Here is a 14,096-nt window from a genome sequence, read left to right as displayed (position 1 = left end):
AAGCCGTATCCCTTAGGATTCAGTAAGTTAGCAGACTTTAAGAATGGTCATGGAGCGGGCGAAGGGAATCGAACCCTCGTATAGAGCTTGGGAAGCTCTCGTTCTACCATTGAACTACGCCCGCATTGAAGTGCGTAAGGGATTATAAACCTTACGCTCTTCTTGGCAAGGGACTAACCGACTGACTGGCGATTAATTCACCGTCAGCATTTTGGCTTACTGCCCTGCGGCGGCAAATAACGCAGCGGATCGATAGCTGTCGCCCGGTAGCGGATTTGGAAATGCAGCCGCACCGTAGTCGCATCCGAGCTGCCCATCGTTGCGATTTTCTGCCCGGCCTTCACGTTTTGACCGTTGTTCACCAGCATGGTGTCATTATGCGCATACGCAGTGATGTAGTCCTCACTGTGCTTAATCATGATGAGATTACCATAGCCCCGTAGCTGATTACCGACGTAAACCACCTTCCCAGCGCCGGCGGCATAAATCGGTGTACCGCGCGCAGCCGAGATATCAATGCCCTTGTTGCCGCCGTCCGCGGTTGAATAAGGCAGGATCACCTTACCGCTGGCAGGCCACAGCCAGCAACGTTGCCCTACCGGAGGCCAGGAAGACTGCGGTACGGACGAAGACGGTCTGACCGCTGCCGTTTTGGTTGAGGATTTCTTGGTTGTTTTGCCAGAGTTAGAACTGGTTTTCGCGCCACCGCTGACCTTCAGTTTTTGCCCTACTTCAATGGTATAGGGCGGTGAAATATTATTCAGGCGGGCAATTTCTTTCACGCTGGTCCCGGTAGCGCGCGAAATACGGTATAGCGTATCCCCCCGCTTCACGGTATACACGGAGCCGGAATAACTTCCTGTATCAGACGACTTGCTCCCGGAACACCCTGCTAACAGCAGACCGACGCACAGCAACATCACGATACCCAGGCCATTTTTCTTCAGGCGTCCTGCACTCAAAACAATACCTCGCAACATTTTCAGACGCTTTATCATAGCAGCCAGAAACCGGATGCCAAATCATATCGCGCAACGAACCGTCGGCCCTGGCATTTCACACCCTCTGTTAATCAATCTGACTTAATTAAGCATATAATATGGATGCTTAAGATTGATGGTGGACGCTATGCGACAGGAACATGTCATTTTATTGAATGAGCAGGACCAACCCTGCGGAACGCTGGAAAAATATGCGGCGCATACCGCCACAACCCCCCTGCATTCCGCTTTCTCGTGCTGGATATTTAACGAGCTGGGCCAACTGCTGGTCACCCGCCGCTCGCTGCACAAAAAAGCCTGGCCTGGCGTCTGGACCAACTCTGTCTGTGGTCACCCGCAGTTGGGTGAAACCCACGAAGCCGCTATTGTCCGCCGGGCTCGCTTCGAACTGGGTGCAGACATCGACTCGCTCAGCCCCGTGTATGCTGACTTTCGTTATCGCGCTACAGACCCGAGTGGAATTGTGGAAAACGAAGTGTGCCCGGTTTATGCCGCACATATCGTGAGTCCGCTACAGCTAAACCCAGATGAAGTGATGGATTGCCAGTGGAGCAGTCTTGAGGATATCTTAAGCGGGATTGACGCGACGCCGTGGGCTTTTAGCCCGTGGATGGTAATGCAGGTTGCAGACAAAGAAGCGCGTGCGCTGTTGCGGAATTACTGCCAACAAATTATTGCCTGATGGCGCTACGCTTATCTGGCCTACATAACGAATCGTAGGCCGGATAAGGCGTCAGCCGCCATCCGGCATTTCACATCTTACTTAACCGGGCGCATCGCCGGGAACAGGATCACGTCGCGGATAGTGTGGCTGTTGGTGAACAGCATAACCATACGGTCGATACCAATGCCCAGACCCGCAGTCGGCGGCAGACCGTGTTCCAGAGCGGTAACGTAGTCTTCGTCATAGAACATTGCTTCGTCATCACCCGCATCTTTAGCGTTAACCTGATCCTGGAAACGCTGCGCCTGATCTTCCGCATCGTTCAGCTCGCTGAAACCGTTACCGATTTCACGTCCGCCGATGAAGAATTCGAAGCGGTCAGTGATTTCCGGGTTTTCGTCATTACGACGCGCCAGCGGAGAAACTTCTGCCGGGTACTCGGTAATGAAGGTCGGTTGAATCAGGTGCGCTTCCGCAACTTCTTCAAAGATCTCGGTCACGATACGGCCCAGACCCCAGCTCTTCTCAACTTTGATGCCGATAGATTCAGCAATCGCTTTTGCAGAGTCGAAGTTATCCAGATCGGCCATGTTGGTTTCCGGACGGTATTTCTGAATCGCTTCGCGCATGGTCAGTTTTTCGAACGGTTTACCGAAGTCGAAGACTTCTTCACCGTAAGGCACTTCAGTCGTTCCCAGAACGTTCTGCGCCAGCGTACGGAACAGCGATTCGGTCAGTTCGATCAGATCTTTGTAGTCCGCATAAGCCATGTAGAGTTCCATCATGGTGAACTCTGGGTTATGGCGAACAGAGATGCCTTCGTTACGGAAGTTACGGTTAATTTCGAACACGCGTTCGAAGCCGCCAACCACCAGACGCTTGAGGTACAGTTCCGGCGCAATACGCAGGTACATATCCAGATCCAGCGCGTTATGATGGGTGATGAACGGACGCGCAGCGGCACCGCCAGGGATCACCTGCATCATCGGGGTTTCCACTTCCATAAAGCCGCGACCCACCATGAACTGACGGATGCCAGCCATAATTTGTGAACGCACTTTAAAGGTATTGCGGGATTCATCGTTAGAGATGAGATCCAGGTAACGTTGACGATAGCGCGCTTCCTGATCCTGCAGACCGTGGAATTTGTCCGGCAGCGGGCGCAGCGCTTTGGTCAGCAGACGCAGTTCGGTGCAGTGAATAGACAACTCACCGGTCTTGGTCTTGAACAACTTACCTTTCGCGCCGAGGATATCGCCCAGATCCCATTTTTTGAACTGCTCGTTGTAGACGCCTTCCGGCAGGTCATCGCGAGCAACGTACAGCTGAATACGGCCGCCAACGTCCTGCAGCGTAACGAATGATGCTTTACCCATAATACGACGGGTCATCATACGGCCAGCAACGGATACCTCAATGTTCAGCGCTTCCAGCTCTTCGTTTTCTTTCGCGTCGAAGTCAGCATGCAGTTGGTCTGAGGTATGATCGCGACGGAAATCGTTCGGGAACGGGATCCCCTGCTCACGCAGGCTCGCCAGCTTCTCACGGCGCGTTTTCAGTTCATTGTTAAGGTCGGCTACCGCGTCAGCGCCCTGTACGTGTTGTTCAGACATGTTGGTTCCTCATAACCCTGCTTTCAAACTTGCTTCGATAAATTGATCCAGGCTGCCATCCAGCACCGCCTGCGTGTTACGGGTTTCAACCCCGGTACGCAGATCTTTGATGCGGGAGTCATCAAGGACATAAGAACGAATCTGGCTACCCCAGCCGATATCTGACTTGTTGTCTTCCATCGCCTGTTTCTCGGCATTCTTCTTCTGCATTTCCAGTTCATAAAGCTTCGCTTTCATCTGCTTCATGGCCTGGTCTTTGTTCTTGTGCTGGGAACGGTCGTTCTGACACTGCGTCACAATCCCAGTCGGGATGTGGGTAATACGCACCGCAGATTCCGTACGGTTAACGTGCTGACCACCCGCACCGGAGGCACGGTAAACGTCAATACGCAGATCCGCCGGGTTGATATCGATATCAATATCATCATCAACTTCCGGATAAACAAACGCAGAACTGAACGACGTATGGCGACGTCCGCCGGAGTCGAACGGACTCTTACGAACCAGACGGTGTACGCCGGTTTCAGTACGCAGCCAACCGTACGCATATTCGCCAGCAATTCTGATGGTTACGGATTTAATACCCGCCACTTCACCTTCAGACTCTTCAATAATTTCAGTCTTAAAGCCGCGCGCTTCAGCCCAACGCAGATACATGCGCATCAGCATGCTTGCCCAGTCCTGCGCTTCCGTACCGCCAGAACCTGCCTGAATATCGAGATAGCAATCTGCGCTGTCATATTCACCGGAGAACATACGACGGAATTCCAGCTGGGCCAGTTTATCTTCCAGCGTGTCGAGTTCTGCTACGGCTTCGTTAAAGGTTTCTTCGTCGTCGGCTTCTACAGCCAGTTCCAGCAGGCCGGAGACATCTTCCAGGCCCTGGCTCATCTGATCGAGCGTATCAACGATGGCTTCAAGAGAAGAACGCTCTTTACCCAGCGCCTGCGCGCGTTCGGGTTCGTTCCATACGTCCGGCTGTTCCAGCTCGGCGTTTACTTCTTCCAGACGCTCTTTCTTGGCATCATAGTCAAAGATACCCCCTAAGAACGTCAGAGCGCTCCGTGAGGTCCTGAATGCGGTTATTTACCGGATTAATTTCAAACATTGTCTGATTTCTTTTATTGGACTAGTCAAAATGCGGTGATAAGAGCGGGATTGTAACTAATCCACGCCCTTTTTTATAGCGATTAGTGACGCTAAAGTGGCCAGATATTGTCGATTATAATCTGCAAACTACGGTTGCCGCGAAACTCATTAATATCCAGTTTGTAGGCAAGCTGAACTTCGCGCACGCCGTTGTCCGGCCAGCAGGTGGTATCGATGTTAAACGCAATGCCGTCCAGCAGCGGACCGCCGCCAACTGGCTCCACCATCACCTTCAGATGACGCTCCCCCACCAAACGCTGCTGAAGGAGACGGAAATGTCCATCAAACAGCGGTTCCGGGAACATTTGCCCCCACGGCCCGGCATCACGCAGCATTTGTGCGACCTCCATGGTCATCTCCGCGGCGCTTAGCGGGCCATCTGACACCACTTCGCCCTGCAGCAAGGCGGGATCCAGCCACTCGGTAACCAGTTCGCCAAAACGCTGCTGGAAACGCTCAAACTGCGCCTCTTCAAGCGATAACCCCGCCGCCATGGCGTGACCGCCAAACTTGATGATCATGCCCGGATGAAGGGTGTCCAGGCGCTCCAGCGCATCACGCATGTGCAGCCCCTGAATCGAACGCCCGGAGCCTTTGAGAGTACCATCTCCTGCCGGGGCAAACGCTATCACCGGACGATGGAATCGCTCTTTAATGCGCGATGCCAGAATCCCCACAACGCCCTGATGCCACTCGGGATGATACATTGCCAGGCCGCCCGGAAGCGTATCGCTACTGCGTTCCAGCTTTTCACACAGGGTAAGCGCTTCGGCCTGCATACCCTGCTCAATTTCTTTGCGCGTCTGGTTGAGTGCGTCCAGCTCATTGGCCAGCACGCGCGCTTCACCAATGTTGTCGCACAGCAACAGCGCTACGCCAACGGACATATCGTCCAGACGCCCCGCCGCATTCAGCCGTGGCCCGAGGGCAAAACCTAAATCACTGGCTGCCAGCTTTAGGGGGTCGCGATTGGAAATCTCCAGCAGCGCTTTGATACCAGGGCGGCATTTTCCAGCACGGATACGGCTTAAGCCTTGCCACGTCAGAATGCGGTTATTGGCATCCAGCGGTACCACGTCCGCCACCGTGCCAAGCGCAACCAGATCGAGCAAATCCGCCAGGTTCGGCGGTGCAATGCCTCGCTCATCAAACCAGCCTTTGTCACGCAGGAAAGTGCGCAGCGCCAGCATCAGATAGAAGGCGACACCAACGCCTGCCAGCGATTTCGACGGGAACTCACAGTCGCGCAGGTTAGGATTGATGATCGCCTCTGCGCCCGGCAGCGTATCCCCTGGCAGGTGGTGATCGGTTACAACGACCGGGATCCCCAACGTTCTGGCATGTTCGACACCCGTGTGAGACGAGATGCCGTTGTCTACGGTAACAATCAGCTGAGCACCACGGGCATGGGCCTGATCAACGACTTCCGGGCTTAAACCATAACCGTCCTCAAAACGATTTGGCACCAGGTAGTCAACGTTACTGCAGCCCAACGCGCGCATCGCCAGGATGCTTAGCGCCGTGCTAGTCGCGCCATCGGCATCGAAATCGCCGACAACGATGATACGAGTTCCCGCACGAAAGGCGTTGTAGAGGATCTCAACCGCCTTTTCCACACCGTTTAAATGCTGCCACGGCAGCATTCCTTTGACGCTACGCTCAAGCTCCTGCGCGCTACGTACACCGCGACTGGCGTATAAACGACGCAACAATGGCGGCAAGTCATCAGGCAGCTCGGCTGTCTCGTCGGCTTCACGCCGACAAAGTTGTATCTGTTGTTTCACGCGAATTATTTACCGCTGGTCTGTTTTGCATGTGCGTCGAGGAATTCTTTCATCTCTTTCGGGCCCTGATAACCAGGTACGACATAGCCATTGCTCAGCACAATCGCCGGTGTACCGCTGACGCCAAACTGTACGCCCAGCGCATAGTGGTTAGCGATATCCACATCACAGGTCGCCGCTTTCACGCCCTTGCCTGCCATCGCATCATCAAAGGCTTTGTTTTTGTCCTTAGCACACCAGATAGACTTCATGTCCTGCTCAGCCTGGCTGTCCAGCCCCTGACGTGGGAAGGCCAGATAACGAACGGTGATCCCCAACGCATTGTAATCTTTCATCTCTTCATGCAGCTTGTGGCAGTAACCACAAGTTATGTCGGTGAAAACGGTAATGACGTGTTTTTCCTGCGGCGCTTTGTAGATGATCATCTCTTTTTCCAGCGCGTTCAGATGCTTCATCAGCAGTTGGTTGGTGACATTCACCGGACTTGCGCCGCTCACGTCGTACATCGGTCCCTGAATAATATGTTTACCGTCTTCAGTTACGTACAGCACGCCGCTATTGGTCAGTACGGTTTTCATGCCCGCAACCGGAGCAGGTTGAATCTCGGTGCTCTGCACACCCAGCTTTGCTAATGACTGACGAATTGCCGCGTCGTCTGCATGTACCATGCCGGAAAACGCCGTCGCCAGAAGGGTGAACATCATAAAACGTTTTTTCATAGCCTATCCTATCCTGTCAGCACTCACGCTCGCGGGTGATGCTGTTGATGTAGTTGCCGCAAGCGCTCCGTTGCGACATGAGTATAAATCTGCGTTGTCGAGAGATCGCTATGCCCCAGTAGCATCTGCACCACGCGCAGGTCTGCGCCATGGTTGAGCAAATGCGTGGCAAACGCGTGCCGCAGGACGTGCGGTGACAGCTTTTCGCTGTCGATTCCCGCCAACACAGCATAGTGTTTGATACGATGCCAGAAGGTCTGACGGGTCATCTGTTGCGCCCGCTGACTAGGAAACAGCACATCAATCGATACGCCGTTGAGCAACCATGGACGCCCATGCTCCAGGTAAGTTTCCAGCCAGTACACAGCCTCCTCACCCAACGGGACAAGGCGCTCTTTGTTACCTTTACCGATCACCCGTACCACACCCTGACGCAGGCTGACGTCACTCATCGTCAGTCCTACCAGTTCAGACACGCGCAGGCCTGTTGCATACAGCACTTCCAGCATGGCTTTGTCGCGTAGCTCCAGCGGTTGCTCAATAAGCGGCGCTTGTAGCAGCCGCTCAACCTGCGCTTCGCTGAGATCTTTAGGCAGGCGCTGCGGAAGTTTAGGTGATGCAAGCGAGGCGCTGGGGTCATCTTCGCGATATTTTTCGCGGTACAGATGCTGAAAAAAACGTCGCGTCGCACTGAGCAAACGTGCGGAACTGGTGGCTTTATACCCTCCATCCATCCGCTCAGCCAGCAAGGCTTGCAGATCATCACTTTGCGCGGTCGCAAGCGAAGCGCCGCGGTGATGTAACCACTCCACAAGCATGGTCAGATCGCGACGATACGCACTTAATGTGTTTTCCGCCAGATTTCGTTCCAGCCACAGGGCATCAAGAAACTGCTCGATGCGCGCCAGATCCTGTTCCACTCGCGCCCCTTTTTCCACTCTCATTTTTGATGCATTATGCCTCATTGTGCCGAGAATGCGGCGATTCTGTTACACTACCCGCAACGCTACAGCAGAATTGAGATGTTTACGTCATGAACATGGGTCTTTTTTACGGTTCCAGCACCTGCTACACCGAAATGGCAGCAGAAAAAATCCGCGATATCCTGGGTCCCGAACTGGTGACACTGCACAACCTCAAAGACGATTCTCCGACCCTAATGGAGCAATATGACGTGCTCATTTTGGGCATCCCAACCTGGGATTTCGGTGAAATTCAGGAGGACTGGGAAGCGGTCTGGGAGCAACTGGACGACCTCAACCTGGAGGGCAAGATTGTCGCGCTTTACGGTATGGGCGATCAGTTGGGATACGGCGAATGGTTCCTGGATGCGTTGGGTATGCTGCACGATAAACTGATCACCAAAGGTGTAAAGTTTGTCGGCTACTGGCCCACAGAAGGCTACGAATTCACCAGCGATAAACCCGTCATTGCTGATGGACAGCTGTTTGTTGGCCTGGCGCTGGATGAGACGAACCAGTACGATCTCAGCGATGAACGCATTCAGGCCTGGTGCGAGCAAATTCTTGGGGAAATGGCCGAGCACTGGTCCTGATAACCGATTTGCCGGATGACGGCGTAAATGCCTTATCCGGCCTGCATGACGCACCTAACTGTTGGCTTTCAAGCTGCGCGCCATCAGGCATGTGTCATGCGTTACCCTTGCTTCGCCTTTTGCAGCATCAACCGTCGTAAATCCCGCCACTCTGCATCATCCATACTGTCTGCTGCCAGCCACAAATGTTGACGTTTTCCGGCATCAGATCGCAAGCGTAGCATCATACCTGTTTTAACCATCCAGGGGGCGCTAACGATAGACCACTCTTGCCCTTGCCAGCGCAGACGGCCATCCATCAATAGCCGAATCTCACCCTGACAGGCGTTGATTCGACGCTGACTGCGAACGCTATCAAACACCACCAGAGAGAGCAAAACCAGCCATAATGGGGTGTAGCTCAATGGCCAGGGCATCAATAAAATAAACACCGCGACCAGCCCATGAATTAGCAGTGAAAGCCACTGCGCGCGCCATGATACGCGTAAATCAGATTGCCACTGGACCACGTTCCCGATTCCGTGTCTGGATAAGTCGCACCATCTGTTCCAGCTGCTCATCAGCTGGTTTCCCATGATTCATCAACCAGTTAAATAAATCTGGATCATCACATTCTAGCAGACGGATGAAGATACGTTTTTCTTCGTCACTTAAGCTGTCATATTCATGTTCAAAAAACGGCATGATCGAGATGTCCAGCTCGCGCATACCGCGGCGGCATGCCCAATGAATACGTGCTTTGTTGTTAATATCCATGTTCTTCTCCCTGTCTCGCGAAAACGAAGTATCCCGCTATTGTAACGTGTTTTTCCCGCTCTTTTTACGGGAATATCAGTAAACTGAAGCTCGCTCGCTAAATAAAACCTTATTAAGCCAAAGGATTCACCAATTTTGGATGTCTCCTCGCAAAGCACAATATATGGCACAAATAGCCTGTTTAAACCGCTTGCAATGGGCCATAGCTCTTTTACCATTAGTCATCATCACTGCGTTAAGCAAATCAGGACATTATTATGGCTTTTACATCTTTTCCTCCTCGCCAGCCTTTTGCGTCAACGCGTTTACCTCTGACGCTAATGACGCTCGATGACTGGGCGCTCGCCACCATCACAGGTGTCGACAGTGAGAAGTATATTCAGGGTCAGGTCACGGCGGATGTCAGCCAGATGACCGAGCATCAGCACCTGTTGGCTGCACATTGTGACGCCAAAGGTAAAATGTGGAGCAACCTGCGTCTGTTCCGCCAGGGTGACGGTTTTGCATGGCTTGAGCGCCGTAGCCTGCGTGATGCGCAGCTCACTGAGCTGAAAAAATACGCGGTCTTCTCGAAGGTGGCGATCGCCCCAGACGACGAGCGCGTCTTGCTGGGCGTAGCGGGATTCCAGGCACGTGCAGCGCTGGCCAATCTCTTTAGCGAATTACCGAACAGTGATAAGCAGGTCATTACCGAAGGTGCCTCCACGGTATTGTGGTTCGAACACCCTGCCGAACGTTTTCTGCTGATCGTTGATGCCACCACAGCAGAAACCTTGGTTGAAAAGCTGCGTGGCGAAGCTGAGTTAAATAACAGCCAGCAGTGGCTGGCGCTGGATATCGAAGCGGGTATCCCCGTTATTGATACAGCCAACAGTGCACAGTTTATTCCACAGGCTACCAATCTGCAGGCTCTGGGCGGGATCAGCTTTAAAAAAGGCTGCTACACCGGTCAGGAAATGGTGGCTCGTGCAAAATTTCGCGGAGCCAACAAACGCGCCATGTGGACTTTGGCGGGTGCCGCCGGTCGAGTACCGGAAGCTGGCGAAGACCTTGAATTAAAAATGGGCGAGAACTGGCGTCGTACTGGTACCGTACTTGCCGCAGTACAACTGGCCGATGGTCAGGTACTGGTGCAGGTTGTGATGAATAACGACATGGAGGCCGACAGCGTGTTCCGCGTTCGTGACGACGCAAAAACGCTGCGTATCGTACCGCTGCCATATTCGTTAGACGAAGAGTAATTGGTCGGCCTGATAAGCGCAGCGCCATTAGGCAATTCGGCACAGGCCGCCGGATTGCGGCATTGCCTCGTCCGGCCAACAAAATACAGCCCGGGCGAGGCGTTTACGCCGCCCCCGGGGTTGCACTGAATCTATGCGTGTTGCCCCACGTACAGATAGATCGCCAGGAAGTGGCAAACGCTGCCGCCCAGCACAAAACCGTGCCAGATCGCATGGTTATAAGGAATACGCTTACAGACGTAGAAAATTACGCCCAGCGAATACACCACACCGCCAACAGCCAGCAACGTCACGCCTCCCGCCGCCAACTTCACCGCCAGTTGATACACCACAATCAGCGAAAGCCAGCCCATTGTCAGGTAAGTCACCAGCGACAGAATTTTAAACCGGTGTGCGATGGTCAGTTTGAATAAAATACCGAGCAGCGCCAGGCTCCAGATAACAATCATCAACCCACGAGCCAGCGGCGAATCAAGCCCCACCAGCAGAAATGGCGTATAGGTCCCGGCAATCAGCAGATAAATCGCACAGTGGTCGAATTTTTTCAGCCAGACTTTCGCTCTCTGATGGGGGATCGCGTGATACAAGGTTGAGGCGAGGAACAGCAGGATCATGCTGCCGCCGTACAGGCTATAGCTGGTAATCGCCATAGCGCTGGCATTGGTATCCACTGCCTGAACCAGCAACAACACCAGTCCGACAATCCCAAACACCAGCCCGATACCGTGACTGATGCTGTTGGCTATTTCCTCTGCCAGCGAATATCCCTGCGCGATTAATGGCTTCTGAACCATAACTTACTCCCGAGAAACGAACCCTATCGTGATTGCTCCTCTAGCGTAACTGAGAATGGTTCCAGTGAACACCTGTTAGCTAAAATAATTACCAGATAAATATTTACCATTAAAAATCATGATGTTAGTTTTTAAATTTCAGCTAACATGCGTACCATTAAAATCAAAGGCATTTAAAATCAATCACATAAAATTGCGTCTGATCCGGGTAAATCTCGGCAATGACATGTTTAAGTTCTTCAAGCGTCATATTTTCCTGCTGGGCATGTTTATCCGTCAGCGTATCCAGCGTGACGGTTGAGGTGCCAACAACCTCAATCGTGCAGAAGTAACCGTCATCTTCGAAGCGCCCAACCCGTAAAATGTCCCCGGCTTTGAAGTGTGATTCAGACTCGTCACGGATAGTGATGGTCTTGCGTCCGGCCAGAATGTCATCCTGGAAACGCTGAAAAAAAGTGATGTCATTTGGCTGCATGTTATTATTCCCTGTAGATGAAGTCTGATGAGTGAGTTTTGCCATTGTGAGTATGTTCTCCCACGCTGCCATCGCCAGTCTCAACAATCTTGAGATGCTGGTCTACAACTATGTCATCAAAAACCGTGACAAAGTCATGTACATGACCATTCGCGAACTGGCCGATGCCGTGGGTGTTTCCACTACCACCGTACTGCGCTTTTGCCGCAAGCTTAAGTGTGAAGGTTACTCAGAATTTCGCGTGCGCTTCAAATTATATTTAGAGCAGAATGAACCGCAACAGGCTAATTTCGGTGCCAGCGAAATTATCAGCTTCTTTAAAGGCGTTAATAACGATGAGTTCGATAATCTGCTCGATCAGGCTGTTGATATTATATTATCTTCCGAGCGTATTATATTCGTTGGGGCGGGAACATCCGGAGCCTTAGCCAAATATGGCGCACGTTTTTTCTCAAACGTTGGAAAATTCAGTAATCACATTGATGACCCTTATTTCCCGGTAACGAATGACATGGCCAGAAACGCGCTGGCGATCGTGCTTTCCGTTTCCGGTGAAACAGAAGAGATCCTGCGTTTTGCCAGCCAGTTCAGCCTGCATAACTGTAAGGTCCTGTCTGTCACCAGTCATGAACATTCGCGGCTGGCCAAATTGGCTGACTTTAATCTCTCCTGGCACGTTCCACAGACGCGCATTGCCGGTGTATACGATATAACTACGCAGATCCCTGTTATTTATATTCTGGAATCACTCGGCCGCAAGTTGGCGAAAAGAATAGCGTAAAAAAACAATCTGTTTTTTGGATGTAACAAATCACATTAGCGCTATTTTGTTATATCGTGACATTTATCTTTCCTTTGTTAGACTCAAAATCAGATGGTATTAATTTGAGACTGAGCGCAGATGAAAAAACTTACCTTACCAAAAGATTTTTTATGGGGTGGCGCGGTTGCGGCGCACCAGGTTGAAGGCGGCTGGAACAAAGGTGGCAAAGGCCCCAGCATTTGCGATGTACTGACCGGAGGGGCACACGGCGTTCCGCGAGAAATCACTCAGGAAGTTGAGCCCGGTAAGTACTACCCCAACCACGAAGCCGTCGATTTTTACAGTCATTACAAAGAAGACATCAAGCTGTTTGCCGAGATGGGCTTCAAATGCTTCCGTACCTCAATCGCCTGGACCCGTATCTTCCCCAAAGGGGACGAAAGCCAGCCGAATGAAGAAGGGCTAAAGTTCTACGACGACATGTTCGATGAACTGCTGAAGTACAACATCGAACCGGTCATCACCCTTTCCCACTTTGAAATGCCGCTGCACCTTGTTCAACAGTACGGCAGCTGGACCAATCGTAAAGTCGTCGATTTCTTTGTCCGATTTGCTGAAGTCGTTTTTGAGCGCTACAAGCACAAGGTCAAATACTGGATGACCTTTAACGAGATCAACAACCAGCGCAACTGGCGCGCACCGCTGTTTGGTTATTGCTGCTCCGGCGTGGTGTATACCGAGCATGAAAACCCGGAAGAAACCATGTACCAGGTGCTGCATCACCAGTTCGTGGCCAGCGCTCTGGCAGTGAAAGCCGCACGTCGCATCAACCCGGAAATGAAAGTCGGTTGCATGCTGGCGATGGTGCCACTTTACCCGTTCTCCTGTAAGCCTGAAGATGTGATGTTCGCGCAGGAATCGATGCGTGAGCGCTACGTTTTCACCGACGTTCAACTGCGCGGCTACTATCCATCATATGTACTGAACGAGTGGGAACGCCGCGAATTCAACATCCGAATGGAAGCCGGAGATGAGCAAATCCTGCGTGAAGGCACCTGTGACTATCTCGGATTCAGTTACTACATGACCAACGCGGTAAAAGCGGAAGGCGGCAGCGGCGATGCCATTTCTGGTTTTGAGGGCAGCGTACCGAACCCGCACGTAAAAGCGTCCGACTGGGGCTGGCAGATTGATCCGGTCGGTCTGCGTTACGCCTTATGCGAACTGTATGAGCGCTATCAGAAACCGCTATTTATCGTAGAAAACGGATTTGGTGCCTACGACAAAGTGGAAGAAGACGGCAGCATCAACGACGACTATCGCATCGACTATTTGCGCGCCCACGTTGAAGAGATGATGAAAGCGGTAACGTATGATGGCGTAGACCTGATGGGCTACACTCCGTGGGGCTGCATCGACTGTGTCTCGTTCACCACCGGTCAGTACAGCAAGCGCTACGGCTTTATCTACGTGAACAAACACGACGACGGCACCGGCGATATGTCGCGTTCACGCAAGAAAAGTTTTAACTGGTACAAAGCGGTGATTGCCAGCAACGGCGAGAAACTTTGATTTTTTGCCG

Annotated in this window: 15 protein-coding genes and 1 tRNA gene; 5 read left to right on the top strand and 11 right to left on the bottom strand. The window is 52.4% G+C overall.

The genetic code is table 11. The features are described from left to right. Positions 1–50: 50 nt before the first annotated feature. Positions 51–124: transfer RNA gene (locus LY264_RS04290), tRNA-Gly, on the bottom strand. A 79-nt stretch (positions 125–203) separates the two neighbouring features. After that, entirely contained in the window at positions 204–962 is a 759-nt protein-coding gene (gene actS, locus LY264_RS04285) for an amidase activator ActS (RefSeq protein ID WP_020996306.1), read from the bottom strand. A gap of 166 nt (positions 963–1,128) precedes the next feature. Between actS and idi the strand changes: the two genes are divergently transcribed. After that, a complete protein-coding gene (idi, locus tag LY264_RS04280; RefSeq protein WP_048225457.1) occupies positions 1,129–1,683 on the top strand; it encodes an isopentenyl-diphosphate Delta-isomerase in 555 nt (184 codons plus the stop codon). A gap of 77 nt (positions 1,684–1,760) precedes the next feature. Here the strand turns inward: idi and lysS are convergent, their stop codons facing one another. The 5 genes from lysS to xerD form a co-directional block, all read right to left on the bottom strand. Then, the gene (lysS, locus tag LY264_RS04275) at positions 1,761–3,278 is read right to left on the bottom strand and encodes a lysine--tRNA ligase (protein WP_005123357.1); all 1,518 of its coding nucleotides are present in this window, start codon (positions 3,276–3,278) and stop codon (positions 1,761–1,763) included. Positions 3,279–3,287: 9 nt separating this feature from the next. Further along, positions 3,288–4,386 (bottom strand): peptide chain release factor 2 gene (gene prfB, locus LY264_RS04270; RefSeq protein WP_100194817.1). Its coding sequence is split into 2 segments (ribosomal slippage): positions 3,288–4,310 and positions 4,312–4,386, totalling 1,098 coding nucleotides; the frame shifts between segments, so codons are not numbered across the junction. A 91-nt stretch (positions 4,387–4,477) separates the two neighbouring features. Next, positions 4,478–6,211, bottom strand: a complete 1,734-nt coding sequence (gene recJ / locus LY264_RS04265; RefSeq protein WP_048225460.1) for a single-stranded-DNA-specific exonuclease RecJ — start codon at positions 6,209–6,211, stop codon at positions 4,478–4,480. Between the two features lie 5 nt (positions 6,212–6,216). Then, entirely contained in the window at positions 6,217–6,930 is a 714-nt protein-coding gene (gene dsbC, locus LY264_RS04260; RefSeq protein ID WP_048225463.1) for a bifunctional protein-disulfide isomerase/oxidoreductase DsbC, read from the bottom strand. Between the two features lie 23 nt (positions 6,931–6,953). Then, positions 6,954–7,850: a site-specific tyrosine recombinase XerD gene (xerD, locus tag LY264_RS04255; RefSeq protein WP_003825519.1), complete on the bottom strand. Its 897-nt coding sequence runs from the start codon at positions 7,848–7,850 to the stop codon at positions 6,954–6,956. A 113-nt stretch (positions 7,851–7,963) separates the two neighbouring features. Here xerD and fldB point away from each other — a divergent pair, with 113 nt between their 5' ends. Next, positions 7,964–8,485 carry a flavodoxin FldB gene (fldB, locus tag LY264_RS04250; protein ID WP_003026933.1) on the top strand — a complete coding sequence of 174 codons (522 nt, stop codon included), beginning with the start codon at positions 7,964–7,966 and terminating at the stop codon, positions 8,483–8,485. A 101-nt stretch (positions 8,486–8,586) separates the two neighbouring features. Here fldB and LY264_RS04245 read toward each other — a convergent pair whose 3' ends face one another. Then, positions 8,587–8,994 carry a protein YgfX gene (locus LY264_RS04245; RefSeq protein ID WP_003825515.1) on the bottom strand — a complete coding sequence of 136 codons (408 nt, stop codon included), beginning with the start codon at positions 8,992–8,994 and terminating at the stop codon, positions 8,587–8,589. Beyond that, positions 8,975–9,241 carry an FAD assembly factor SdhE gene (gene sdhE, locus LY264_RS04240; protein WP_003825514.1) on the bottom strand — a complete coding sequence of 89 codons (267 nt, stop codon included), beginning with the start codon at positions 9,239–9,241 and terminating at the stop codon, positions 8,975–8,977. The genes LY264_RS04245 and sdhE overlap by 20 nt, the downstream gene beginning before the upstream one ends. 257 nt (positions 9,242–9,498) lie before the next feature. Between sdhE and ygfZ the strand changes: the two genes are divergently transcribed. Further along, positions 9,499–10,482: a tRNA-modifying protein YgfZ gene (ygfZ, locus tag LY264_RS04235; protein WP_008785741.1), complete on the top strand. Its 984-nt coding sequence runs from the start codon at positions 9,499–9,501 to the stop codon at positions 10,480–10,482. 131 nt (positions 10,483–10,613) lie between these two features. Here ygfZ and trhA read toward each other — a convergent pair whose 3' ends face one another. Further along, complete coding sequence (gene trhA, locus LY264_RS04230) at positions 10,614–11,276, bottom strand: PAQR family membrane homeostasis protein TrhA (RefSeq protein WP_006686898.1); 663 nt, start codon at positions 11,274–11,276, stop codon at positions 10,614–10,616. Between the two features lie 163 nt (positions 11,277–11,439). Beyond that, positions 11,440–11,751, bottom strand: coding sequence for a N(4)-acetylcytidine aminohydrolase (yqfB, locus tag LY264_RS04225; protein WP_048225466.1), 312 nt, complete (start codon positions 11,749–11,751; stop codon positions 11,440–11,442). Between the two features lie 52 nt (positions 11,752–11,803). Here yqfB and LY264_RS04220 point away from each other — a divergent pair, with 52 nt between their 5' ends. Both LY264_RS04220 and bglA read left to right on the top strand, forming a co-directional pair. Next, positions 11,804–12,532, top strand: coding sequence for a MurR/RpiR family transcriptional regulator (locus LY264_RS04220; RefSeq protein WP_008785744.1), 729 nt, complete (start codon positions 11,804–11,806; stop codon positions 12,530–12,532). Positions 12,533–12,652: 120 nt separating this feature from the next. Beyond that, a complete protein-coding gene (gene bglA, locus LY264_RS04215) occupies positions 12,653–14,086 on the top strand; it encodes a 6-phospho-beta-glucosidase BglA (RefSeq protein WP_008785745.1) in 1,434 nt (477 codons plus the stop codon). The last annotated feature ends 10 nt before the right edge of the window (positions 14,087–14,096 follow it).

It is taken from the genome of Citrobacter portucalensis, assembly GCF_023374935.1.
Classification (GTDB): Bacteria; Pseudomonadota; Gammaproteobacteria; order Enterobacterales; family Enterobacteriaceae; genus Citrobacter; species Citrobacter portucalensis.
The sequence above is the reverse complement of the archived record's forward strand: the minus strand, read 5'-3'. Positions and strand labels throughout refer to the sequence as shown.

Excerpts from the sequence above, each read along its gene's own strand:
- idi (WP_048225457.1), top strand. The coding sequence starts at position 1,129 with ATGCGACAGGAACATGTCATTTTATTGAATGAGCAGGACCAACCCTGC.
- lysS (WP_005123357.1), bottom strand. The coding sequence starts at position 3,278 with ATGTCTGAACAACACGTACAGGGCGCTGACGCGGTAGCCGACCTTAAC.
- trhA (WP_006686898.1), bottom strand. The coding sequence starts at position 11,276 with ATGGTTCAGAAGCCATTAATCGCGCAGGGATATTCGCTGGCAGAGGAA.
- yqfB (WP_048225466.1), bottom strand. The coding sequence starts at position 11,751 with ATGCAGCCAAATGACATCACTTTTTTTCAGCGTTTCCAGGATGACATT.
- LY264_RS04220 (WP_008785744.1), top strand. The coding sequence starts at position 11,804 with ATGTTCTCCCACGCTGCCATCGCCAGTCTCAACAATCTTGAGATGCTG.
- ygfZ (WP_008785741.1), top strand. The coding sequence starts at position 9,499 with ATGGCTTTTACATCTTTTCCTCCTCGCCAGCCTTTTGCGTCAACGCGT.
- sdhE (WP_003825514.1), bottom strand. The coding sequence starts at position 9,241 with ATGGATATTAACAACAAAGCACGTATTCATTGGGCATGCCGCCGCGGT.
- fldB (WP_003026933.1), top strand. The coding sequence starts at position 7,964 with ATGAACATGGGTCTTTTTTACGGTTCCAGCACCTGCTACACCGAAATG.
- dsbC (WP_048225463.1), bottom strand. The coding sequence starts at position 6,930 with ATGAAAAAACGTTTTATGATGTTCACCCTTCTGGCGACGGCGTTTTCC.
- bglA (WP_008785745.1), top strand. The coding sequence starts at position 12,653 with ATGAAAAAACTTACCTTACCAAAAGATTTTTTATGGGGTGGCGCGGTT.